Source organism: Pseudomonas vranovensis DSM 16006 (assembly GCF_000425805.1).
GTDB lineage: Bacteria > Pseudomonadota > Gammaproteobacteria > Pseudomonadales > Pseudomonadaceae > Aquipseudomonas > Aquipseudomonas vranovensis.
In genome coordinates this window covers 1-22,929 of the sequence record NZ_AUED01000024.1, presented here as the reverse complement: position 1 = coordinate 22,929, position 22,929 = coordinate 1, and the positions used below count along the sequence as shown (strand labels likewise).

Here is a 22,929-nt window from a genome sequence, read left to right as displayed (position 1 = left end):
GTCCCGGGCCCGCTGGCGGTGGTGGCTGCCCGCTCAAATCGTAACGATAACTTTACAAAAAAGACAAAAGGCCGAAAAATCGGAGGCGGCTGTGAGGATGATTCCCGGTTTTCGTCACGTAATCTTTACAAGAATTCTTCGGCGCTGATAAATAAATGCCTGTCGGGTAGGCGCCAAAGCTTGTTGTAGACCTACTAGTAGGACATTTCATGCGTATCAAAGTGCATTGCCAGAACCGCATCGGCATTCTGCGCGACATCCTCAACCTGCTGGTGGAGTACGGCATCAACGTTGCCCGTGGCGAGGTGGGTGGCGAGCATGGCAATGCCATCTACTTGCATTGTCCGAACCTGATCAATCTGCAGTTCCAGGCCCTGCGGCCCAAGTTCGAGTCGATTACCGGTGTATTCGGGGTCAAGCGGGTAGGGCTGATGCCCAGCGAGCGGCGCCACATGGAACTCAACGCCTTGCTCGGCGCCCTGGACTTTCCGGTGCTGTCGATCGATATGGGCGGCTCCATCGTTGCCGCCAACCGGGCGGCCGCACAATTGCTGGGGGTGCGGGTGGATGAAGTACCCGGCATTCCGCTGTCGCGCTATGCCGAAGACTTTGACCTGCCGGAGTTGGTGCGGGCCAACAAGTCGCGGATCAACGGGCTGCGGGTCAAGGTCAAGGGCGATGTGTTCCTGGCCGATATTGCTCCGCTGCAGTCGGAGCACGACGACAGCGAGGCTCTGGCGGGGGCAGTCTTGACCTTGCACCGTGCCGACCGCATAGGTGAGCGTATCTATAACGTGCGCAAGCAGGAATTGCGCGGTTTTGACAGCATCTTCCAGAGCTCGCGGGTAATGGCGGGGGTGGTGCGTGAAGCGCGCCGCATGGCGCCACTGGATGCGCCGCTGCTGATCGAGGGCGAGACGGGCACCGGCAAGGAGTTGCTGGCGCGCGCCTGCCACCTGGCCAGTCCTCGCGGTCAGGCACCCTTGATGGCACTCAACTGCGCCGGCCTGCCGGAGTCCATGGCCGAGACTGAACTGTTCGGTTACGGGCCGGGTGCTTTTGAAGGCGCGCGTGCCGAAGGCAAGCTCGGGTTGCTGGAACTGACGGCGGGCGGCACCTTGTTTCTCGACGGTGTCGGCGAGATGAGTCCGCGGCTGCAGGTCAAATTGCTGCGCTTTCTGCAGGACGGTTGTTTTCGCCGGGTCGGTAGTGACGAGGAGGTTTACCTGGACGTGCGGGTGATCTGTGCCACTCAGGTCGATCTCTCGGAATTGTGTGCCCGCGGCGAGTTTCGCCAGGACCTGTACCATCGCCTGAACGTGCTTTCGCTGCATATTCCGCCGCTGCGCGAGTGCCTCGATGGCTTGGCGCCGCTGGTGGAGCACTTCCTTGACCAGGCCAGCCGACAGATCGGTTGCCCCCTGCCACGCCTGGCGCCAGCGGCAATGGAGCGGTTGAGCCAGTATCACTGGCCGGGCAATGTGCGCCAGTTGGAGAACGTGTTGTTCCAGGCGGTATCGCTGTGTGATGGCGGGGTGGTGAAGAGTGAGCACATTCGCTTGCCGGATTATGGCGCTCGGCAACCCTTGGGCGAGTTTTCGTTGGAGGGGGAGCTGGGGGATATTGTCGGGCGTTTCGAGAAGGCAGTGCTGGAGCAACTGATCAATGAGTTTCCCAGTAGCCGGGCGTTGGGTAAACGCCTGGGGGTTTCACATACAACCATTGCCAACAAGTTGCGCGAACATGGACTAGGTAAATCAACTGAGTTAAGCGACGTTAAATAACAGCGTTGTCAGTATTTGGGGCGATTCACTATAAATCGCCCGCCCTGCCTCAGGGGCAGGGCGGGCGAAACAAGAGTGTTGTGATTAGCCGTTGGAGCAGCCGTCCCCCATCACGCGGTATTCGAGAATGTGCTGTTGGCCCTGGGAGTCTTCATAGGTCATGCGGACCGGGACCACTTCGCAAACGTGCGGGACTTCACTCATGGAGATGACCTTGGCGATGTCCAGGTGCTGCGAGTAACTGTACTGTTCAACCGGAATCTGCCCGGCAGAATCGTTTGCAACTTCAGCGGCCATCGCCGTGGTGCAAAGACTGCCAAGTACCAATACCAGTAACGCTTTCATTTTCATTTTACCTGTCTAAGGTCGAGAGGGGGCACGCAGCGCGCGTGGCGCCGCGTGTGCAACTTAAGTTCAACTATCACAGTTATCGCGGGATTAACGGCCTTCGTGGGGGTGTTACAAGAAGTTAATCTCGTTGCCGTTGCTGGCGAGGTGAATTTTAGGCAGGTGCGCCTGCCTTAAACAGATGACGTTTTGATAAACACTGTTGGCAAAAAACGTAACAATCGCCTTGCGGGTGCAATTGAAAATTATTTTTCCAGGCGCCGAGGCCCGGCCTTGAGCCCGCCGTCAATTGCAGGGGTGCAAAAAGAGCAGGGCGTTACTACCAACGTCGAATGGCCCGCCCGGTCTGGTACAGTTACAAACGAGGTCATACAAAAACAACTATTACACCGAGGTAGATAAAGATGAGTGCGGCTCCCCTGTACCCCGTTCGTCCCGAGGTTGCGGCCAACACGCTGACTGATGAGGCGACCTACAAGGCCATGTACCAGCAGTCGGTGATCAACCCGGACGGCTTCTGGCGTGAGCAGGCGCAGCGCCTGGACTGGATCAAGCCCTTTACCAAGGTCAAGCAGACTTCCTTCGACGATCACCATGTCGATATCAAATGGTTTGCCGACGGCACTCTGAACGTCTCCTACAACTGCCTGGACCGCCATCTGGCCGAGCGCGGCGATCAAGTCGCAATCATCTGGGAAGGTGACGATCCTTCCGAGCACCGCAACATCACCTACCGCGAACTGCACGAGCAGGTCTGTAAATTCGCCAACGCCCTGCGTGGCCAGGACGTGCACCGTGGTGACGTGGTTACCATCTACATGCCAATGATCCCCGAGGCCGTGGTCGCCATGCTGGCGTGCGCCCGCATTGGTGCGATTCACTCGGTGGTATTTGGTGGCTTCTCGCCAGAGGCGCTGGCCGGCCGCATCATCGACTGCAAATCAAAAGTGGTGATCACTGCCGACGAGGGGCTGCGTGGCGGCCGTCGCACCCCGCTCAAGGCCAATGTCGACCTGGCGCTGACCAACCCGGAAACCGCCAGCGTGCAGAAGATCATCGTGTGCAAGCGCACCGGTGGCGACATTGCCTGGCACCAGCATCGCGATATCTGGTTCGAAGACCTGATGAAGGTTGCCTCCAGCCATTGCGCGCCAAAAGAAATGGGCGCCGAAGAGGCGCTGTTCATCCTCTACACCTCCGGCTCCACCGGCAAGCCCAAGGGTGTGCTGCACACCACCGGCGGCTACATGGTCTATGCCGCTCTGACCCATGAGCGGGTGTTCGACTACCGTCCGGGCGAAGTCTACTGGTGTACCGCCGACGTCGGCTGGGTCACCGGCCACAGCTACATCGTCTACGGCCCGCTGGCCAATGGCGCGACCACCGTGCTGTTCGAAGGTGTGCCGAACTACCCGGATATCACCCGCGTGTCGAAGATCATCGACAAGCACAAGGTCAACATCCTCTACACCGCGCCTACCGCGATCCGCGCAATGATGGCCGAAGGTCAGGCTGCGGTCGCCGGTGCCGATGGCTCCAGCCTGCGCCTGCTAGGCTCGGTGGGCGAGCCGATCAACCCGGAAGCCTGGAACTGGTACTACCAGACGGTGGGCAAGGAGCGTTGCCCGATCGTCGATACCTGGTGGCAGACCGAGACCGGCGGCGTGCTGATCAGCCCGTTGCCAGGCGCCACGGCGCTCAAGCCGGGCTCGGCAACCCGTCCGTTCTTTGGTGTGGTGCCGGCCCTGGTGGACAACCTGGGCAACCTGATCGAAGGCGCTGCCGAGGGCAACCTGGTGATCCTCGACTCGTGGCCAGGCCAGTCGCGTTCGCTGTACGGCGATCACGACCGCTTCGTCGACACCTACTTCAAGACTTTCCGTGGCATGTACTTCACCGGCGACGGTGCCCGTCGCGACGAAGACGGCTACTACTGGATCACCGGCCGGGTCGATGACGTACTCAACGTCTCGGGTCACCGCATGGGGACCGCCGAGATCGAAAGCGCCATGGTTGCCCACCCGAAAGTCGCCGAGGCCGCCGTGGTTGGCGTACCGCACGACATCAAGGGCCAGGGCATCTATGTCTACGTCACCCTCAACGGTGGCGAAGAGCCAAACGAGGCGCTGCGCATGGAGCTGAAGAACTGGGTGCGTAAAGAGATTGGTCCGATTGCTTCGCCGGATGTCATCCAATGGGCACCGGGCCTGCCCAAGACCCGTTCGGGCAAGATCATGCGCCGTATCCTGCGCAAGATTGCCACGGCCGAGTATGACGCCCTGGGCGATATCTCCACCCTGGCCGACCCGAGTGTGGTGCAGCACCTGATTGATACGCACAAATCGATGAGCCTGGCTTCGGCCTGATAAACCCACCGCGGGACAAACCCCGCGATGAACGCCACAAAGCCCCGCTGCTCACCCAGCGGGGCTTTGTGCTTTCTGTTACTTCGACAATCATCGGTAACCTATGTGTCACCACGCTCGCGCACAAACGGGGCGAAGGGAAACGTTATCGCACCGTTTGAAGGCGTTTTCGGCAGCAATTCAAATGCACTGAAACGCTACGCTTGCCGGATTAGAAGGGTTTGCCAATAATAGGCCCGGTTATTGCTTCGTTGATAGGTTATTTGTCTTTTGCTTTTGCATATTTTGCCAAAGCTGTCAATATCTCCAGCCGCTACTTCCTGTGCTTCTGTAATTAGTTGTCGCATTGAGGAAATATCGGCTACGGAGCTGTCGTTAAAATGCCGATCACTCGCTCGTGGCGTTCGACCTTCGTCGACCCTGCGCGGCTCGCGTTGTACCCATTTGCATATGGGGCAGTTTCTACCCTGCCTTGTAGTGCCCTTTACCGATGGAGTTCCAGATGAAGAAACTCGCACTGCTTGGCGCCCTGGCGCTGTCTGTGTTTTCCCTGGCATCGCTGGCTGATGAGAAACCGTTGAAGATCGGGATCGAGGCCGCCTACCCGCCGTTCGCCTCCAAGGCGCCGGACGGCAGCATTGTTGGTTTCGACTACGACATCGGCAACGCCCTGTGCGCCGAGATGAAGGTCAAGTGCACCTGGGTCGAGCAAGAGTTCGACGGCCTGATCCCTGCGCTGAAAGTGCGCAAGATCGACGCCATCCTCTCGTCCATGTCGATCACTGAAGACCGCAAGAAGTCCGTTGACTTCACGGGCAAGTACTACCTGACCCCAGCTCGCCTGGTGATGAAGCAAGGCACTACTGTCAGCGACAGCCTGACTGAGCTCAAGGGCAAGAAAATTGGCGTGCAGCGTGGCTCTATCCACGATCGCTTCGCCAAGGAAGTCCTGGCTCCACAAGGCGCGACCATCGTGCCTTACGGCACTCAGAACGAAATCTACCTGGACGTCGCTGCCGGCCGCCTGGACGGTACCGTTGCCGATGCCACCCTGCTTGAAGACGGCTTCCTGAAGACTGATGCAGGCAAGGGCTACGCCTTTGTCGGCCCGTCGTTCACTGACGGGAAATACTTCGGCGACGGTATTGGTATTGCCGTGCGCAAAGGCGACAAGGCCAACCTGGATCGCTTGAATGCTGCCATTGCGGCCATCCGCGCCAATGGCGAGTACAAGAAAATCCAGGATAAGTATTTCAACTTCGACATCTACGGCCCTGAAGCCAAGTAAATCGTCGACGTTTCACCTGTGTAATGGTGCAAGCAGCAGAGACTCTGAGGTTTGCACCATTTTTTCATCCCTAAGGTCGAGGACCTCATCATGTTGAAAGGCTACGGGGCAGTCATCCTCGACGGCGTGTGGCTCACGCTGCAGCTCGCCTTGTCGTCCATGGCCCTGGCTATCGTACTCGGCCTTATCGGTGTGGCCCTGCGTCTGTCGCCGGTGCGCTGGCTGGCCTGGCTGGGTGACCTGTACTCCACGGTGATCCGCGGGATTCCCGATCTGGTACTGATCCTGCTGATTTTCTACGGCGGCCAGGATCTGCTCAACCGCGTCGCGCCGTTGCTCGGCTACGACGACTACATCGACCTCAATCCGCTGGTGGCGGGTATCGGTACCCTGGGTTTCATCTTTGGTGCCTACCTGTCGGAAACCTTCCGTGGCGCCTTCATGGCTATCCCCAAGGGGCAGGCTGAAGCCGGCATGGCCTATGGCATGAGCAACCTGCAGGTGTTCTTCCGGGTCATGGTGCCGCAGATGATCCGCCTGGCGATTCCAGGCTTCACCAACAATTGGCTGGTCTTGACCAAGGCGACGGCACTGATTTCGGTGGTCGGCCTGCAGGACATGATGTTCAAGGCCAAGCAGGCGGCCGATGCCACCCGCGAGCCTTTCACCTTCTTCCTGGCGGTCGCAGCCCTGTACCTGGTAATCACCAGTGTCTCGCTGCTGGCCCTGCGGTACCTCGAGAAGCGCTACTCGGTTGGCGTAAGGGCGGCTGATCTATGATTTTCGACTACAACGTGATCTGGGAAGCGCTGCCGCTGTACCTGGGTGGTTTGCTGACCACGCTCAAGCTGCTGGCGCTGTCGCTGTTCTTCGGTTTGCTCACGGCCATTCCGCTTGGCCTGATGCGGGTGTCCAAGCAGCCGCTGGTCAACCTGACCGCCTGGCTCTACACCTATGTGATCCGCGGCACGCCGATGCTGGTGCAGTTGTTCTTGATCTACTACGGCCTGGCCCAGTTCGAGGCGGTGCGCGAGAGTATCCTCTGGCCGTGGCTGTCGAGTGCGACCTTCTGTGCGTGCCTGGCCTTCGCCATCAACACCAGTGCCTACACTGCTGAAATCATTGCCGGCAGCCTCAAGGCCACGCCCCATGGTGAAATCGAGGCGGCCAAGGCCATGGGTATGTCGCGGGTCAAGATGTACCGCCGCATTCTGCTGCCATCGGCCCTGCGCCGGGCCCTGCCGCAGTACAGTAACGAAGTGATCATGATGCTGCAGACCACCAGCCTTGCCTCGATCGTGACCCTCATCGACATCACTGGTGCCGCGCGTACGGTCAACGCCCAGTATTACTTGCCGTTCGAGGCCTATATCACTGCCGGCGTGTTCTACCTGTGCCTGACGTTCATTCTGGTGCGCCTGTTCAAGTTGGCCGAACGCCGTTGGCTCGGCTACATGGCGCCGCGCAAGGCCTGAGGCCTGCGGTAACTAATTCGCCTGAGCGTTAGCTCAAACTGACTGCTTTGTGAGAACCGACAGCATGTACAAACTCGAAGTCCAAGACCTGCATAAACGCTACGGCAGTCACGAAGTGCTCAAGGGCGTGTCCCTGGCCGCCAAGGCGGGCGACGTGATCAGCATCATCGGCTCCAGTGGTTCGGGCAAGAGTACCTTCCTGCGCTGCATCAACCTGCTCGAGCAGCCGCATGCGGGCAAGATCCTGCTCAACAACGAAGAGCTCAAGCTTGTGGCCAACAAGGACGGCGCCCTCAAGGCCGCCGATCCCAAGCAGCTGCAGCGCATGCGTTCGCGCCTGTCGATGGTGTTCCAGCATTTCAACCTGTGGTCGCACATGACTGCGCTGGAAAACATCATCGAAGCGCCGGTACATGTGTTGGGCATGTCGAAAAAGGAGGCCCTGGAAAAAGCCGAGCACTATCTGGCCAAGGTCGGGGTTTCCCATCGTAAAGACGCCTATCCTGGGCATATGTCCGGTGGTGAGCAGCAGCGTGTGGCCATTGCCCGGGCGCTGGCGATGGAGCCGGAAGTGATGCTGTTCGACGAGCCGACCTCGGCGCTCGACCCGGAGCTGGTGGGCGATGTGCTCAAGGTCATGCAGTCGCTGGCCCAGGAAGGCCGGACCATGGTGGTGGTGACGCACGAAATGGGCTTTGCCCGCGAGGTGTCCAACCAGCTGGTGTTCCTGCACAAGGGGTTGGTGGAGGAGGCGGGCAACCCGCGTGAGGTGTTGGTCAATCCGCAGTCCGAGCGTTTGCAGCAGTTCTTGTCGGGCAGCTTGAAGTAAGATTGCCGCGTCGCACCAAAATGGGTCATGCTGCGTGCCTTGCGCAGCCTGACCGGCTCCATCCTCTTGACCTTTCTCAGGTTTCGGACCGCACCCAATGACCACCCAGCGAATCGGTTTTCTCATCTGGCCCAGCACCAAAGCCCTGACCCTGGCGCTGGCCGAAGAGGTTTTGCGGGTTGCCCAGAAAGTGCATCCGGAAGTGGTCTACGAACTGTTGTTCCTGCAGGCCGAGCCCGCAGCCGAAGGCGCCTGGCGTTTGCCGGGCGAGCCGTGGGCGGGGCGCCTGGAGGGCTGCCAGAAACTGTTCTTGCTGGCCGATGAGCCGCCCCATGCGGTGGCATCGGGGCTGGGCAGCGCGCTCAAGCAGCTGGCGCGCGCCGGATGTGTGATCGGCGGCCTGTCGGCCGGGGTATACCCACTGGCGCAGTTGGGTTTGCTCGATGGTTACCGGGCGGCGGTCCACTGGCGCTGGCAGGATGATTTTGCCGAGCGATTCCCCAAGGTCATCGCTACCAGTCACCTGTTCGACTGGGATCGTGATCGCCTGACCGCCTGCGGCGGTATGTCGGTGATCGACCTGCTGCTGGCGGTGCTGGCCCGTGATCATGGTGCCGAGCTTGCCGGTGCGGTGTCCGAGGAGCTGGTGGTCGAGCGGATTCGTGAGGGCGGGGAGCGTCAGCGTATTCCACTGCAGAATCGTCTGGGCTCGAGCCATCCGAAGCTGACCCAGGCGGTGTTGCTGATGGAAGCCAACATCGAGGAGCCGCTGACCACCGACGAGATCGCTCAGCACGTATGTGTCTCGCGGCGTCAGCTGGAGCGGATCTTCAAGCAATACCTCAATCGTGTACCGAGCCAGTATTACCTGGAGTTGCGCTTGAACAAGGCGCGCCAGATGCTGATGCAAACCAGCAAGTCGATCATCCAGATCGGTTTGTCGTGTGGCTTCTCCTCGGGGCCGCATTTCTCCAGTGCCTACCGCAACTTCTTCGGCGCAACGCCGCGGGAAGATCGTAATCAGCGACGAAGCAGCAGTCCGTTCGAGTTGTCGTCGGCACCCGCCGAGCGCGGCTGACACCGTGGGAGCGGGCTTGCGTCGCGATTCGATGTAGCGTCTAGATTGCCATCGCTCGGCAAGCCCGCTCCTACCACCCCACCTTCGCACCGTTTAAACTGCGCCTTTGCGACCCTATTTGTCGCATTGCCGAAAGCCTTGGTAAAACAGGGTTTGGCGCTATAAGAAGTTGTCGCTTGGCGGCAATGTCGGGCGCCGATCTGTCCTTACAATCCCCCCATCGCTCGCCAGTTCCAGGCAGGCGTTCCTTTTCAGGAGACTCCGATGTCCGCTCCGCAAGCTCCAGTGCAACGCGCCGATTTCGACCAGGTAATGGTCCCCAATTACGCACCGGCGGCCTTTATCCCCGTTCGTGGCGCGGGCTCCCGAGTCTGGGATCAGTCGGGCCGCGAGCTGATCGACTTCGCGGGCGGGATTGCCGTGAACGTTCTGGGGCATGCTCATCCGGCGCTGGTGGGCGCCCTGACCGAGCAGGCCAACAAACTGTGGCACGTGTCCAACGTCTTCACCAACGAGCCGGCCCTGCGCCTGGCCCACAAGCTGGTCGACGCGACCTTCGCCGAGCGGGCGTTCTTCTGCAACTCCGGCGCTGAAGCCAACGAGGCCGCCTTCAAGCTGGCCCGTCGTGTCGCCCACGATCGTTTCGGCCCTGAAAAACACGAGATTATCGCTACCGTCAACAGCTTCCACGGTCGCACCCTGTTCACCGTCAGTGTGGGCGGCCAGCCCAAGTACTCTGACGGTTTCGGCCCGAAGATCACCGGTATCAGCCATGTGCCGTACAACGATCTTGAGGCGCTCAAGGCACAGATTTCCGACAAGACCTGCGCGGTGGTGATCGAGCCGATCCAGGGCGAGAGCGGTGTGGTACCGGCCGACCTGGTCTACCTCAAAGGCGCTCGCGAGCTCTGCGACAAACACAACGCCCTGCTGATCTTCGACGAAGTGCAGACCGGCGTTGGCCGTACCGGCGAGCTGTTTGCCTACATGCACTACGGCGTCACCCCGGACATCCTCTCCAGCGCCAAGAGCCTGGGTGGCGGCTTCCCGATCGGTGCCATGCTGACCACCGAAGACCTGGCCAAGCACCTGGCTGTTGGCACCCACGGCACCACCTACGGTGGCAACCCACTGGCGTGCGCCGTGGCCAATGCCGTGCTGGATGTGGTCAATACCCCTGAAGTGCTGGCAGGCGTCAAGGCCAAGCACGCGCGCTTCAAGGCGCGTCTGGAGCAGATCGGCCAGCAGTACGGCTTGTTCACCCAAGTGCGTGGTGTGGGTCTGCTGATCGGTTGCGTATTGTCCGAGGCCTGGAAAGGCAAGGCCAAGGACGTCTTCAATGCGGCCGAGAAAGAAGGCCTGATGGTGCTCCAGGCCGGTCCCGATGTGGTGCGTTTCGCCCCGAGCCTAGTGGTCGAGGATGCCGACATCGATGAAGGCCTGGACCGTTTCGAGCGTGCCGCAGCCAAATTGACCCAGGCCTGATTTAGCCTGTGGTCCGTTCACCGGCCCAGTGGGGCCGGTGAATCCGAATTCCAGAGCGTGCGCCCTGTGGGCGCCTGCTGTTTTTTTCTGTGCCGGCAGACGCTGGCCTGTTTTCCCGAAAGGAGTGACACCATGCTGGTGATGCGCCCCGCGCAAATGGCTGATCTGGGCGAAGTACAGCGTCTGGCAGCGGACAGCCCCATTGGTGTCACGTCCTTGCCGGATGATACCGGGCGCCTGGGCGACAAGATTGCCGCCTCCGAGACGTCCTTTGCCGCCGAAGTCAGCTTCAACGGCGAAGAAAGCTACTTCTTCGTGCTCGAAGACAGCAGTAACGGCAAGCTGGTCGGCTGCTCGGCCATTGTCGCGTCGGCCGGCTACTCCGAGCCGTTCTACAGCTTTCGTAACGAGACGTTCGTCCACGCCTCGCGCGAGCTGAAGATCCACAACAAGATCCATGTGCTTTCGCAGTGCCACGACCTGACCGGCAACAGCCTGCTGACCAGTTTCTACGTACTGCCGGAGCTGGTGGGTACTGGCTGGTCGGAGCTCAACTCTCGCGGTCGCCTGCTGTTCATGGCTGCGCACCCTGAGCGCTTCGCCGACTCGGTAGTGACCGAAATCGTCGGCTACAGCGACGAGAACGGTGACTCGCCATTCTGGGACGCCATCGGCCGCAACTTTTTCGACCTCAACTATGCCGAGGCCGAACGCCTGTGTGGCCTCAAGAGCCGGACCTTTCTCGCCGAGCTGATGCCGCATTATCCGATCTACGTGCCGCTGCTGCCGGATGCCGCGCAAGAAGCCATGGGCCAGGTGCATCCACGTGCGCAGATCACCTTCGACATCCTGATGCGCGAAGGCTTCGAGACCGATCACTACATCGACATTTTCGACGGGGGTCCGACCCTGCATGCACGGGTGTCGAGCATTCGCTCGATCGCCCAGAGCCGAGTGGTTCCGGTCAAGCTGGACAGCACCATGGTCAAGGGTGGGCGCCCGTACCTGGTCTGCAATGGCCAGCTGCAGGACTACCGCGCCGTGCTGCTGGAGCTGGACTGGGTACCTGGCAAGCCGGTCACCTTGAGTCGTGAAGCCGCCGAGGCCCTTGGCGTTGGCGAAGGCGCCAGTGTGCGCCTGGTCGCGGTTTGATACCTGCGGTTCGATAACCGCGCACCCCAGGTCGAGTTTCGCGGCAGGCCACAGGCCGCCGCCCGAGGAGATAGCATGATCGTTCGTCCCGTACGCAGCAGTGATTTACCTGCGCTGATCGAGCTGGCGCGCAGCACCGGCACCGGCCTGACCACCTTGCCGGCCAATGAAGAGCGCCTGGCACACCGGGTCGGCTGGGCCGAGAAGACCTTCCGTGGCGAAGCCGAACGTGGCGATGCCGACTACCTGTTCGTACTGGAAAACGACGAAGGTGTGGTGGTCGGTATTTCCGCCATCGCCGGTGCCGTCGGCCTGCGTGAGCCCTGGTACAACTACCGGGTAGGCCTGACCGTCAGCGCTTCGCAAGAGCTGAACATCTACCGCGAAATTCCTACCCTGTTCCTGGCCAATGACCTTACCGGTAATTCCGAACTGTGCTCGCTGTTCCTGCGTGCCGATCACCGCAGTGGCCTCAACGGCCGTCTGTTGGCCAAGGCGCGGATGCTGTTCATTGCCGAGTTCCCGGAGCTGTTCGGCAACAAGATCATCGCCGAGATGCGCGGCATGTCGGATGAGCAGGGCCGTTCGCCGTTCTGGGAAAGCCTGGGCCGGCATTTCTTCAAGATGGAATTCAGCCAGGCCGATTACCTCACCGGCGTCGGCAACAAGGCGTTCATCGCTGAGTTGATGCCCAAGTTCCCGCTGTACACATGCTTCCTCTCCGAGGCAGCACGTAACGTGATCGGCCGCGTGCATATCGACACCGAACCTGCACTGGCGATGCTCAAGAGCGAAGGATTCAGCTACCAGGGATACGTCGATATCTTTGATGCGGGCCCTGCCGTGGAATGCGAGACCAGCAAGATCCGCGCGGTACACGACAGCCAGGCGCTGGTACTGGCGGTGGGTACGCCGGGCGACGACGCAACGCCTTTCATCATTCACAACCGCAAGCGTGAGGACTGCCGTATCACCGCGGCACCTGCGCGTCTGGCGGCCGGTACCCTGGTGGTCGATCCGCTGACCGCCAAACGCCTGCGCCTGAGCGCCGGCGACCAGGTGCGTGCCGTGCCGCTGTCTGCTGCCCGGGAGGCCAAATAATGACGACTCACTACATCGCTGGCACTTGGCAGGCAGGGCAGGGCGAGGCCTTGCAGTCGCTGAACCCGGTTACCCAGGAGATTGTCTGGGAAGGTCGCGGTGCTACCGCCGAGCACGTTGATGACGCCGTAAAGGCTTCGCGTCAGGCGTTCCCGGCGTGGGCGCTGCAGTCGTTGGAGGCGCGCATCAGTGTGCTGGAGGCGTTCGCCGCTGCCCTCAAGGCCAGGGCCGACGAACTTGCCCGCTGCATTGGTGAGGAAACCGGCAAGCCTTTGTGGGAGTCGGCGACCGAAGTCACCAGCATGATCAACAAAGTAGCGATTTCGGTGCAGAGCTACCGTGAGCGCACGGGCGAGAAGAGTGGCCCGCTGGCGGATGCCACCGCGGTGCTGCGCCACAAGCCACACGGTGTTGTCGCCGTTTTCGGCCCGTACAACTTCCCGGGGCATTTGCCTAACGGGCACATTGTTCCGGCGCTGCTGGCCGGCAACACCGTGGTGTTCAAGCCCAGCGAGCTGACACCCAAAGTAGCCGAGCTGACGGTCAAGTGCTGGATCGAAGCCGGCTTGCCGGCGGGCGTGTTGAACCTGGTCCAGGGTGCCCGTGAAACCGGCGTGGCCCTGGCCGCCAACCCGGGTATCGACGGTTTGTTCTTCACTGGCTCCAGCCGCACCGGCAACCTGTTGCACCAGCAGTTCGCCGGGCGCCCGGACAAGATCCTGGCCCTGGAAATGGGGGGCAACAACCCGTTGGTGGTCGACGAGGTAAAAGACCTCGACGCGGCGGTCTACACCATCATCCAGTCTGCATTCATTTCTGCCGGCCAGCGCTGCACCTGCGCCCGTCGCCTGCTGGTACCGCAAGGCCCCTGGGGCGATGCGCTGCTCAAGCGTCTGGTCGAAGTCTGCAAGAACATCAGTGTTGGTGCTTTTGACCAGCAGCCAGCGCCTTTCATGGGCTCGGTGATCTCCCTGGAGGCGGCCAAGGCGCTGCTCGATGCCCAGGTGCAATTGCTGGCGGGTGGTGGTGTATCGCTGCTGGAAATGACCCAGCCACAAGCGTCGGCAGCCTTGCTCACGCCGGGCATTGTCGATGTCACGGCCGTTGCCGGCCGCCCCGACGAAGAGTTCTTCGGCCCGCTGCTGCAGGTGATCCGCTACAGCGATTTCGACGCAGCCATTGCCGAGGCCAACAACACCCAGTACGGCCTGGCTGCCGGCCTGTTGTCCGACTCCCGTGCGCGCTACCAGTATTTCTGGCTCAACAGCCGCGCCGGCATCGTCAACTGGAACAAACAGCTGACCGGTGCCGCCAGCAGTGCGCCATTCGGCGGTGTGGGGGCCAGTGGCAACCACCGCGCCAGTGCCTACTACGCAGCCGATTACTGCGCCTACCCGGTAGCCTCGCTGGAGACCGCCAGCCTGACCCTGCCTGCCACATTGACGCCGGGCGTCTCCCTATAACAAAAGGTCTACGGAGCCTTGCCGATGAAATCGTTTGAAATGAATTTTGATGGTCTGGTGGGACCGACGCATAACTACGGCGGGCTGTCCTACGGCAACGTTGCTTCGCAAAGCAACAGCCAGCAGGCGTCCAACCCGCGTGAAGCGGCGCGCCAGGGCCTGGCAAAAATGAAAGCGCTGATGGAAATGGGCTTTCAGCAGGGCGTGCTGGCTCCGCAGGAGCGTCCGGATGTCGCTGCGCTGCGTCGCCTGGGCTTTTCCGGTAGCGATGCCGAAGTGATCCAGCGTGCGGCCAAAGAAGCCATGCCGTTGCTGGTCGCCAGTTGCTCGGCGTCGAGCATGTGGGTGGCCAACGCTGCTACGGTCAGCCCAAGTGCCGACACGGCTGATGGCCGCGTGCATTTCACCGCGGCCAACCTCAACTGCAAGTATCACCGCAGCATCGAGCACCCGACTACCAGCCGTGTGCTGGGGGCGATGTTCGCCGACAGCAGGCACTTCGCCCACCATGCCGCCTTGCCGGCGGTGGCGCAGTTCGGTGATGAGGGGGCGGCCAACCACACACGTTTCTGCCGTAGTTACGGCGAGGCGGGGGTGGAGTTCTTTGTCTATGGCCGTAGTGCATTCGACAGCCGGGTTCCGGCGCCCCAAAAATACCCGGCACGCCAGACCCTTGAAGCCTCGCAAGCGGTTGCCCGCCTGCACGGCCTGAGCGAGGAAGGTGTGGTGTTCGGCCAGCAGAATCCGGCCGTGATCGATCACGGCGTGTTCCACAACGATGTGATCGCTGTGGGGAACGGCGAAGTACTGTTCTATCACGAGGATGCCTTCCTCGAGACCGAAGCGATGCTTGGCCAACTGCAGGCTAAACTGGCTAAACGGGGTGGCAACTTCAAGGCGATCTGTGTGCCGCGCTCGGCTGTCACGGTAGAAGATGCAGTGCGATCCTACTTGTTCAACAGCCAGTTGCTGACCCGTGCCGATGGTTCGATGTTGCTGATCGTGCCGGAAGAATGCCGCAACAACGAGCGGGTCTGGGCGTATCTGTCGGCCCTGACGGCTTCGGGTGGCCCGGTTGCCGAGGTCAAGGTGTTCGACCTCAAGCAGAGCATGCAGAACGGTGGCGGCCCGGCGTGCCTGCGTTTGCGCGTGGCACTCAATGAAACGGAACTGGCGGCGGTCAATCCAGGGGTTATCATGACGGCGCCGCTGTACGACACCTTGACCCAGTGGGTCGACAAGCACTACCGCGATCGCCTGAGCGAAACCGATCTGGCCGATCCGCAGTTGTTGATTGAATGTCGTACGGCACTGGATGAACTGACCCAGATCCTCAAACTGGGTTCGGTCTATCCGTTCCAACTCCAACCTTGAGAGAGAATTCGACTATGTCCGACGCCCTGCAGCTGATCCTTGAAGATGACGATGGTACCCAGCTGGAAACTTCCTGCACCCGCTTTGCGGTGGTCTGGCAAGGCAAGGAGGTATGGATTCAGCAGGATGGCCGTGGTCAGCTGCTGATTGGCGTCGATGTCGAAGAAGACGACGCCGAGTACGCCAACCTGCTGCTGCGTCCGCTGGCCACCAACCTGGTCAGCCTGCAGCTGGAAATGGAACCGGCCGACGCCGGCGACGATGATGATCACGTTCATGGTCCCGATTGCGGCCACCATCACTAAGGAATCGCCCATGCTCGCCCTCGGCAAACTGCTCGACCTGACCCTGGCCGGTCGTGAACCGGCAGAGAAGACCCAGCTGACTGTCGAAGGCGTGCGTATGCGCTGGCTCGGCGAAGGCGCACTTGAAGTGCGCCCGGCCGAGGCGCGGGACAATGGTATGGACTTGCTGTTATCGGCCGGCATCCATGGCAATGAAACTGCACCGATCGAACTGCTCGACGAGCTGTTGCATGGCATTGCCCGGGCTGAAATCAAGCCGCGCGCCCGTATCCTGTTCCTGTTCGGCAACCCTGAAGCGATTCGCAAGGGAGAGCGGTATATCGAGCAGGACGTCAATCGCCTGTTCAATGGCCGGCACGAGTTGTCCAGCGGCAGTGAAGCCTTGCGGGCGGGACAGCTGGAGCAGTTTGCCAAGACCTTCTTCAGCGTGCCGGGGCGTACGCGCCTGCACTACGACCTGCACACCGCCATTCGTGGCTCGAAGATCGAACAGTTCGCACTGTATCCGTTCAAGGAAGGTCGCCAGCATTCGCGTCGCGAACTGGCGCGGTTGCGTGCGGCGGGCATGGAGGCCGTGCTGCTGCAGAGCAAGGCGTCGATTACCTTCACTGCCTTTACCTACGAGCAGTTGGATGCCGAGGCCTTTACCCTGGAGTTGGGCAAGGCGCGCCCCTTCGGGCAGAACGAGCAGGTCAATCTTGATCGGCTGGAGACCCGTCTCAAGCAGATCATCGAAGGCAATGAGCCAGAAGAGGCCGATGCGCTGGATGGTTTGCAGCTGTTCAGCGTGGCCCGTGAGATCATCAAGCACAGCGACAGCTTCCGCCTGCACTTGCCGGCAGATATCGAAAACTTCTCGGAGTTGTCCAAGGGCTATCTGCTGGCCGAAGACCTGGCCGAATCGCGCTGGATCGTCGAAGAGGAGGGGGCCCGTATCATCTTTCCCAACCCAAAGGTCAGGAATGGGCTGCGGGCCGGCATTCTGATCGTGCCCACCTCGCCCGACCAACTCGCCTGACCTGCAGGGGCGGGCTTGCCCCGCGATAGCAATCTACGTGTTACATCGCATCGCGGGGCAAGCCCGCTGCTGCATTCAGCCAGCCATTTTCTGTGGCGCGTCGATGCGGCGCAGGGCACGCAGCTTCTGCAGTGTATCGGCACAGGTCTTCGCCGCCTCGGCACCCTTGACCAGGAAATGCTCGAAATAGAAGTTCTGGTGTTCGTCACCGGCATGGAAGTGGTGCGGGGTCAGTACTGCCGAGAATACCGGTACTTCGGTTTCCAGCTGCACTTGCATCAGGCCGCTGATCACGGACTGGGCGACGAACTCGTGGCGGTACAGGCCGCCATCGACCACCAGGCCTGCTGCAACAATACCGGCATAGCGGCCGGTACGCGCCAACAGCTTGGCATGAAGCGGGATTTCGAATGCGCCACCGACTTCAAAAAAGTCGATATCGCTCGCTTGATAGCCTTGTTTTCCCATTTCCTCGACAAAAGCCTTGCGCGCCTGGTCGACAATATCCTTGTGCCAGCAGGCCTGGATAAACGCGATGCGCTCGTGGGATGGGTTCTTGCTATCGATTGCGGTAGGTTGCATTGAAACGGACTCCTGTTTGTATGAGAAACAGGGCATCTGGATCGAAGGGGATTCCGTCGCGCAGCTGCGCAACGACAGGCGCAGACGTGCCTATCCCGTTCTCTCTTTATCCGGACTATGACCGTCGGCCCCGGAATCACACCGGGTCTGCTGACCTTGCAGGGTGGCCTGCAAGCGCTCGCGGGCTATGCGCAATGGGCGCAATTACCGCCGGTGGGGAATTGCACCCCGCCCTGAGAACGTTGCCACCGGTCGCCGGCGGCGGGGAATTATTAGCACAACTCTCAGGCTAACGTATAGGCTGCTAACGGTTTTTTTGCCGATGAATGACATTTCATCCGGCAGGCCTTGCCAATTGCAATTGGTGACCGCAGTAATACCGTATCAGCAGAATCAGCCAGGTCTTGGTATTGCGGCCGTGTGCAGCGAAGGGGGTTTCCATCACTTTTGTCTGCCCGGGTCGTTGCAGAGCGTCCAATTGACGGTTTCTATAGCATAAACACACTGCACCCAAGCCGAAGGCCCGATATAATGCGGCCCTTTGCCGTCGTTTCGTCAATTTGACGCAAGCATTTGCCTTAAGGCCGCCGTTTCCGTGGAAGAACCTATGAAAAGCGCAGAAATCCGTGAAGCCTTCCTTCGCTTCTTCGAAGAGCAGGGACACACCCGAGTTGCCTCCAGCTCCTTGATTCCGGGCAACGACCCGACCCTGCTGTTCACCAACGCGGGGATGAACCAGTTCAAGGACTGCTTCCTTGGCCAGGAAAAGCGTGCCTACACCCGCGCAACCAGCAGCCAGAAGTGCGTGCGTGCCGGTGGCAAGAACAGCGACCTGGAAAACGTCGGCTATACCGCCCGTCACCACACCTTCTTTGAAATGCTGGGCAACTTCAGCTTCGGTGATTATTTCAAGAAGGACGCCATCACCTACGCCTGGACCTTCCTGACCAAAGTCCTGGGCCTGCCGGAAGAAAAGCTCTGGGTGACCGTCTATGCCAGCGACGATGAGGCATACGACATCTGGACCAAGGAAATCGGCGTTCCCGAAGAGCGCATGGTGCGCATCGGCGACAACAAGGGTGCCCCTTACGCCTCCGACAACTTCTGGACCATGGGTGATACCGGTCCGTGCGGCCCGTGCACCGAGATCTTCTATGACCACGGCCCGGACATCTGGGGCGGCCCACCCGGCTCGCCGGAAGAAGACGGTGACCGTTACATCGAGATCTGGAACAACGTTTTCATGCAGTTCAACCGTACTGCCGATGGCGTGCTGCACCCACTGCCAGCGCCCTCGGTGGATACCGGCATGGGCCTTGAACGCATCAGTGCGGTCATGCAGCACGTGCACTCGAACTATGAAATCGACCTGTTCCGCAGCCTGCTCGACGCTTCTGCCGTGGCCATCGGCTGCAAGAACGAAGATCAGTCGTCGCTCAAAGTGGTATCTGACCACATCCGTTCGTGCGGCTTCCTGATCGCCGACGGTGTACTGCCTTCCAACGAAGGCCGCGGCTACGTGCTGCGCCGCATCATTCGCCGCGCCTGCCGTCATGGCAACAAGCTGGGTGCCACCGGCAGCTTCTTCTACAAGATCGTGGCCGCACTGGCTGCCGAGATGGGTGAAGCCTTCCCGGAACTCAAGCAGCAGCAGGCCAACATCGAGCGCGTTCTCAAGGCTGAAGAAGAGCAGTTCGCCAAGACCCTGGAGCAGGGCCTGAAGATCCTCGAACAGGACCTCGCCGAGCTCAAGGGCCGCGTGGTTCCGGGTGACGTGGTGTTCAAGCTCTATGACACCTACGGCTTCCCGATGGACCTGACCGCCGACATCGCCCGCGAACGCGAGCTGACCATCGATGAAGAAGGTTTCGAGCGCGAGATGGAAGCGCAGCGTGAGCGTGCGCGTTCTGCCAGCGCCTTCGGCCTGGACTACAACACCCTCGTCAAGGTTGATGTGGCCACTGAGTTCACTGGCTACACCACCACAGAAGGCGAAGCCAGCATCGTTGCTATCTATAAGGATGGCAAGGTTGTCGAGCAACTGGGTGAAGGCGAGGAAGGTGTGGTCATTCTCGACCGTACGCCGTTCTACGCCGAGTCGGGTGGCCAGGTCGGCGATACTGGCTACCTGCAGGCGGGCGGCGTGCGCTTCGATGTGCGCGACACCACCAAGACCGGCGGCGCGTTCCTGCATCACGGCATCGTGGCCAGTGGTTCGCTGGTGGTCGGCGCCAAGGTTCAGGCCAAGGTCGATGCCGATGTTCAGCACGCCACCTCCTTGAACCACTCGGCGACTCACTTGCTGCATGCTGCACTGCGCCAGGTGCTGGGCGATCACGTGCAACAGAAAGGCTCGCTGGTGGATAGCCAGCGCCTGCGTTTCGACTTCAGTCACTTCGAGGCGGTCAAGCCAGAGCAGCTCAAGGCACTGGAAGACATCGTCAACCGTGAAGTGCGTAAGAACTCCGAGGTGCAAACCGAAGAGACCGACATCGAGACCGCCAAGCAGAAGGGCGCCATGGCGCTGTTCGGCGAGAAGTACGGCGACAACGTTCGGGTGCTGAGCATGGGCGGCGATTTCTCCGTCGAGCTGTGCGGTGGTATCCACGCCAAGCGTACCGGCGATATCGGCCTGCTCAAGATCATCAGCGAAGGTGGCGTGGCCTCCGGTGTGCGCCGTATCGAAGCGGTCACCGGGGCGGCGGCACTGGCTTACCTGAACGCTGCTGAAGATCAGCTCAAGGAAGCGGCGCAACTGGTCAAGGGCAGTCGCGACAACCTGATCGACAAGCTTTCGGCTGTGCTTGAGCGCAACCGTCAGCTGGAAAAACAGCTGGAGCAACTGCAGGCCAAGGCCGCCAGCGCTGCTGGTGACGATCTCTCCAACAGTGCTGTCGAGGTCAAGGGCGTCAAGGTCCTGGCCGCGCGCCTGGATGGCCAGGACGGCAAGGCGTTGCTGGCGCTGGTCGATCAGTTGAAGAACAAACTCGGCCGCGCAGTGATCCTGCTCGGCAGTGTCCATGAGGAAAAGGTCGTGCTGGTAGCCGGTGTGACCAAAGACCTGACTGGCCAACTCAAAGCCGGTGATTTGATGAAGCAAGCTGCTGCTGCCGTGGGCGGCAAGGGTGGCGGTCGTCCGGACATGGCGCAAGGCGGTGGCGTTGACACTGCTGCGCTGGACAACGCGCTGGCCCTGACCGTGCCATTCGTGGAGCAGGGCGTTTAAGACACCGCTTGGCCCGTCGTCTAGTGGCGGGCCATGGTGTCGTTTGAATGTTTATTGGGTGCCCTTCATGGGCTGAGGCGGCTTTGAAATGGCGTTGATCGTACAGAAATTTGGCGGCACTTCCGTTGGCACGGTCGAACGAATCGAACAGGTTGCCGACAAGGTCAAGAAATTCCGCGATGCCGGCGATGACCTGGTGGTTGTACTGTCGGCGATGAGCGGCGAAACCAATCGTCTTATCGACCTGGCCAAGAAGATCAGCGATCAGCCGGTTCCGCGTGAACTGGATGTGATCGTTTCCACCGGCGAGCAGGTCACCATCGCCTTGCTGGCCATGGCGTTGATCAAGCGTGGCATTCCGGCGGTGTCCTACACCGGTAACCAGGTGCGTATCCTCACCGACAGCGCGCACAACAAGGCGCGCATCCTGCAGATCGACGACCAGAAGATCCGTGCCGACATCAAGGCTGGGCGTGTGGTTGTTGTGGCAGGCTTCCAGGGTGTGGACGAGCACGGCAACATCACCACCCTCGGTCGTGGTGGCTCCGACACCACAGGTGTGGCCCTGGCGGCTGCGCTCAAGGCTGATGAGTGCCAGATCTACACCGATGTCGACGGTGTCTACACCACCGACCCGCGTGTGGTCTCGCAGGCCCAGCGGCTGGACAAGATTACCTTTGAAGAAATGCTGGAAATGGCCAGCCTTGGTTCCAAGGTGCTGCAGATTCGTGCCGTCGAGTTCGCCGGCAAGTACAACGTTCCGCTGCGCGTGCTGCACAGCTTCCAGGAGGGTCCGGGTACCCTCATTACTATTGATGAAGAGGAATCCATGGAACAGCCGATCATTTCCGGCATCGCCTTCAATCGCGATGAAGCCAAGCTGACCATCCGTGGCGTACCGGATACCCCGGGCGTTGCTTTCAAGATCCTCGGCCCGATCAGTGCCGCGAACATCGAAGTCGACATGATCGTGCAGAACGTTTCGCACGATAACACCACCGACTTCACCTTCACCGTACACCGCAATGACTACGACAAGGCGCACAAGGTGCTGGACACCACGGCGCTGGAGCTCAATGCCCGTGAAGTGGTTGGCGATACCAACATCGCCAAGGTCTCGATCGTGGGGGTCGGCATGCGTTCCCACGCCGGTGTTGCCAGCCGCATGTTCGAATCCCTGGCCAAAGAGAGCATCAACATCCAGATGATCTCTACCTCCGAGATCAAGGTTTCGGTTGTTATCGAAGAGAAGTACCTGGAACTGGCTGTGCGTGCCCTGCACACCGCGTTCGAACTGGATGCCCCCGCCCGACAGGGTGAGTAATGCAATGCCTCAAGGGCGCGGCTTAGCCGCGCCCTTCGTTTTTCTGGCTGGTGTGAGAAATCTGTCGTTTCGCTCGCGCTAGACAATACTTAGGCATAGGTCGGTAGCCGTCACGGGTTGCAGGCTGAAGCCCTTTTTTTTGCAGACTGTTGACCCTGAACTGAATTTCGTGAGGAGAAAGGTATGTTGATTCTGACTCGTCGGTGCGCCGAGAGCCTGATCATTGGCGACGGCGAAATCACCGTGACCGTGCTCGGCGTCAAAGGAAACCAGGTGCGAATCGGTGTAAACGCCCCTAAGGAAGTCGCCGTCCACCGTGAGGAAATCTACCTGCGGATCAAGAAAGAGAAGGACGAAGAACCAACCCATTAATTTTTATCGAGTTTTTTTCAAAAAAGAGTTTGCAAACGGGGAAGGGTCTGGTTATTATACGCCCCGTGTTGCGGAGAGGTGGCCGAGTGGCCGAAGGCGCTCCCCTGCTAAGGGAGTATACCTCACAAGGGTATCGGGGGTTCGAATCCCCCCTTCTCCGCCATTATTCATGTAGAGCGCTGTAATCAGCCTTGAATCGCTAAGTAGTTGAAATTAAACGAAAAAGTGGTTGGCAAAAAGATTTAGCGGTCTATAATGCGCGGTAACAAATGCACTCATAGCTCAGCTGGATAGAGTACTCGGCTACGAACCGAGCGGTCGGAGGTTCGAATCCTCCTGAGTGCACCATACGACGAAGC

At 60.3% G+C, this 22,929-nt stretch carries 19 protein-coding genes, 2 tRNA genes and 1 riboswitch; of the genes, 19 read left to right on the top strand and 2 right to left on the bottom strand.

Going from position 1 to position 22,929, the window contains the following annotated elements; translation table 11 throughout:
• Positions 1-209 precede the first annotated feature (209 nt).
• On the top strand, positions 210-1,784 hold the full coding sequence (locus H621_RS0117825; protein WP_028944702.1) for a sigma-54-dependent phenylalanine hydroxylase transcriptional regulator PhhR: 1,575 nt from the start codon (positions 210-212) through the stop codon (positions 1,782-1,784).
• A gap of 84 nt (positions 1,785-1,868) precedes the next feature.
• On the opposite strand, the gene H621_RS0117820 is transcribed toward H621_RS0117825, so the two are convergent.
• Positions 1,869-2,129 carry a DUF2790 domain-containing protein gene (locus H621_RS0117820; protein WP_028944701.1) on the bottom strand — a complete coding sequence of 87 codons (261 nt, stop codon included), beginning with the start codon at positions 2,127-2,129 and terminating at the stop codon, positions 1,869-1,871.
• Positions 2,130-2,536: 407 nt separating this feature from the next.
• Here H621_RS0117820 and acs point away from each other — a divergent pair, with 407 nt between their 5' ends.
• The 13 genes from acs (at position 2,537) to astE (ending at position 17,066) form a co-directional block, all read left to right on the top strand.
• Positions 2,537-4,498, top strand: coding sequence for an acetate--CoA ligase (acs, locus tag H621_RS0117815; protein WP_028944700.1), 1,962 nt, complete (start codon positions 2,537-2,539; stop codon positions 4,496-4,498).
• A 502-nt stretch (positions 4,499-5,000) separates the two neighbouring features.
• Positions 5,001-5,786, top strand: a complete 786-nt coding sequence (locus tag H621_RS0117810) for an ABC transporter substrate-binding protein (protein WP_028944699.1) — start codon at positions 5,001-5,003, stop codon at positions 5,784-5,786.
• 90 nt (positions 5,787-5,876) lie between these two features.
• Positions 5,877-6,566: an ABC transporter permease gene (locus H621_RS0117805; RefSeq protein WP_028944698.1), complete on the top strand. Its 690-nt coding sequence runs from the start codon at positions 5,877-5,879 to the stop codon at positions 6,564-6,566.
• On the top strand, positions 6,563-7,261 hold the full coding sequence (locus H621_RS0117800) for an ABC transporter permease (protein WP_028944697.1): 699 nt from the start codon (positions 6,563-6,565) through the stop codon (positions 7,259-7,261). Before H621_RS0117805 ends, H621_RS0117800 begins: the two co-directional genes overlap by 4 nt.
• 64 nt (positions 7,262-7,325) lie before the next feature.
• Positions 7,326-8,090 (top strand): ABC transporter ATP-binding protein, encoded by a 765-nt coding sequence (locus H621_RS0117795; protein WP_028944696.1) that lies wholly within the window; start codon positions 7,326-7,328, stop codon positions 8,088-8,090.
• Positions 8,091-8,187: 97 nt separating this feature from the next.
• Entirely contained in the window at positions 8,188-9,168 is a 981-nt protein-coding gene (argR, locus tag H621_RS0117790) for a transcriptional regulator ArgR (protein ID WP_028944695.1), read from the top strand.
• Between the two features lie 264 nt (positions 9,169-9,432).
• Positions 9,433-10,653, top strand: coding sequence for an aspartate aminotransferase family protein (locus tag H621_RS0117785; RefSeq protein WP_028944694.1), 1,221 nt, complete (start codon positions 9,433-9,435; stop codon positions 10,651-10,653).
• A gap of 132 nt (positions 10,654-10,785) precedes the next feature.
• On the top strand, positions 10,786-11,805 hold the full coding sequence (gene aruF, locus H621_RS0117780; protein WP_028944693.1) for an arginine/ornithine succinyltransferase subunit alpha: 1,020 nt from the start codon (positions 10,786-10,788) through the stop codon (positions 11,803-11,805).
• Between the two features lie 75 nt (positions 11,806-11,880).
• Complete coding sequence (gene astA / locus H621_RS0117775) at positions 11,881-12,906, top strand: arginine N-succinyltransferase (protein WP_028944692.1); 1,026 nt, start codon at positions 11,881-11,883, stop codon at positions 12,904-12,906.
• The gene (gene astD / locus H621_RS0117770) at positions 12,903-14,369 is read left to right on the top strand and encodes a succinylglutamate-semialdehyde dehydrogenase (RefSeq protein WP_167332126.1); all 1,467 of its coding nucleotides are present in this window, start codon (positions 12,903-12,905) and stop codon (positions 14,367-14,369) included. The genes astA and astD overlap by 4 nt, the downstream gene beginning before the upstream one ends.
• Before the next feature lie 24 nt (positions 14,370-14,393).
• Positions 14,394-15,743 carry an N-succinylarginine dihydrolase gene (astB, locus tag H621_RS0117765; RefSeq protein ID WP_028944690.1) on the top strand — a complete coding sequence of 450 codons (1,350 nt, stop codon included), beginning with the start codon at positions 14,394-14,396 and terminating at the stop codon, positions 15,741-15,743.
• A 14-nt stretch (positions 15,744-15,757) separates the two neighbouring features.
• A complete protein-coding gene (locus tag H621_RS0117760) occupies positions 15,758-16,048 on the top strand; it encodes a topoisomerase II (protein WP_028944689.1) in 291 nt (96 codons plus the stop codon).
• Positions 16,049-16,058: 10 nt separating this feature from the next.
• On the top strand, positions 16,059-17,066 hold the full coding sequence (gene astE / locus H621_RS0117755; RefSeq protein WP_028944688.1) for a succinylglutamate desuccinylase: 1,008 nt from the start codon (positions 16,059-16,061) through the stop codon (positions 17,064-17,066).
• 75 nt (positions 17,067-17,141) lie between these two features.
• Here astE and H621_RS0117750 read toward each other — a convergent pair whose 3' ends face one another.
• On the bottom strand, positions 17,142-17,648 hold the full coding sequence (locus H621_RS0117750; protein ID WP_028944687.1) for a 6,7-dimethyl-8-ribityllumazine synthase: 507 nt from the start codon (positions 17,646-17,648) through the stop codon (positions 17,142-17,144).
• 93 nt (positions 17,649-17,741) lie between these two features.
• A riboswitch (FMN riboswitch) is annotated at positions 17,742-17,893 on the bottom strand.
• 362 nt (positions 17,894-18,255) lie between these two features.
• Between H621_RS0117750 and alaS the strand changes: the two genes are divergently transcribed.
• The 5 genes from alaS to H621_RS0117725 all read left to right on the top strand — a co-directional run bounded on the left by alaS (position 18,256) and on the right by H621_RS0117725 (position 22,918).
• Positions 18,256-20,874 carry an alanine--tRNA ligase gene (alaS, locus tag H621_RS0117745; protein WP_028944686.1) on the top strand — a complete coding sequence of 873 codons (2,619 nt, stop codon included), beginning with the start codon at positions 18,256-18,258 and terminating at the stop codon, positions 20,872-20,874.
• Between the two features lie 88 nt (positions 20,875-20,962).
• Positions 20,963-22,198: an aspartate kinase gene (locus H621_RS0117740; RefSeq protein WP_028944685.1), complete on the top strand. Its 1,236-nt coding sequence runs from the start codon at positions 20,963-20,965 to the stop codon at positions 22,196-22,198.
• Between the two features lie 183 nt (positions 22,199-22,381).
• Positions 22,382-22,570 (top strand): carbon storage regulator CsrA, encoded by a 189-nt coding sequence (gene csrA, locus H621_RS0117735; RefSeq protein WP_010226667.1) that lies wholly within the window; start codon positions 22,382-22,384, stop codon positions 22,568-22,570.
• Between the two features lie 72 nt (positions 22,571-22,642).
• A tRNA-Ser gene (locus H621_RS0117730) sits at positions 22,643-22,733 on the top strand.
• Positions 22,734-22,841: 108 nt separating this feature from the next.
• Positions 22,842-22,918: transfer RNA gene (locus H621_RS0117725), tRNA-Arg, on the top strand.
• Positions 22,919-22,929 lie beyond the last annotated feature (11 nt).

Coding starts and splice junctions, on each gene's coding strand:
- H621_RS0117825 (WP_028944702.1), top strand. CDS start 210: ATGCGTATCAAAGTGCATTGCCAGAACCGCATCGGCATTCTGCGCGAC.
- H621_RS0117820 (WP_028944701.1), bottom strand. CDS start 2,129: ATGAAAGCGTTACTGGTATTGGTACTTGGCAGTCTTTGCACCACGGCG.
- acs (WP_028944700.1), top strand. CDS start 2,537: ATGAGTGCGGCTCCCCTGTACCCCGTTCGTCCCGAGGTTGCGGCCAAC.
- H621_RS0117810 (WP_028944699.1), top strand. CDS start 5,001: ATGAAGAAACTCGCACTGCTTGGCGCCCTGGCGCTGTCTGTGTTTTCC.
- H621_RS0117805 (WP_028944698.1), top strand. CDS start 5,877: ATGTTGAAAGGCTACGGGGCAGTCATCCTCGACGGCGTGTGGCTCACG.
- H621_RS0117800 (WP_028944697.1), top strand. CDS start 6,563: ATGATTTTCGACTACAACGTGATCTGGGAAGCGCTGCCGCTGTACCTG.
- H621_RS0117795 (WP_028944696.1), top strand. CDS start 7,326: ATGTACAAACTCGAAGTCCAAGACCTGCATAAACGCTACGGCAGTCAC.
- argR (WP_028944695.1), top strand. CDS start 8,188: ATGACCACCCAGCGAATCGGTTTTCTCATCTGGCCCAGCACCAAAGCC.
- H621_RS0117785 (WP_028944694.1), top strand. CDS start 9,433: ATGTCCGCTCCGCAAGCTCCAGTGCAACGCGCCGATTTCGACCAGGTA.
- aruF (WP_028944693.1), top strand. CDS start 10,786: ATGCTGGTGATGCGCCCCGCGCAAATGGCTGATCTGGGCGAAGTACAG.
- astA (WP_028944692.1), top strand. CDS start 11,881: ATGATCGTTCGTCCCGTACGCAGCAGTGATTTACCTGCGCTGATCGAG.
- astB (WP_028944690.1), top strand. CDS start 14,394: ATGAAATCGTTTGAAATGAATTTTGATGGTCTGGTGGGACCGACGCAT.
- H621_RS0117760 (WP_028944689.1), top strand. CDS start 15,758: ATGTCCGACGCCCTGCAGCTGATCCTTGAAGATGACGATGGTACCCAG.
- astE (WP_028944688.1), top strand. CDS start 16,059: ATGCTCGCCCTCGGCAAACTGCTCGACCTGACCCTGGCCGGTCGTGAA.
- H621_RS0117750 (WP_028944687.1), bottom strand. CDS start 17,648: ATGCAACCTACCGCAATCGATAGCAAGAACCCATCCCACGAGCGCATC.
- alaS (WP_028944686.1), top strand. CDS start 18,256: ATGAAAAGCGCAGAAATCCGTGAAGCCTTCCTTCGCTTCTTCGAAGAG.
- H621_RS0117740 (WP_028944685.1), top strand. CDS start 20,963: ATGGCGTTGATCGTACAGAAATTTGGCGGCACTTCCGTTGGCACGGTC.
- csrA (WP_010226667.1), top strand. CDS start 22,382: ATGTTGATTCTGACTCGTCGGTGCGCCGAGAGCCTGATCATTGGCGAC.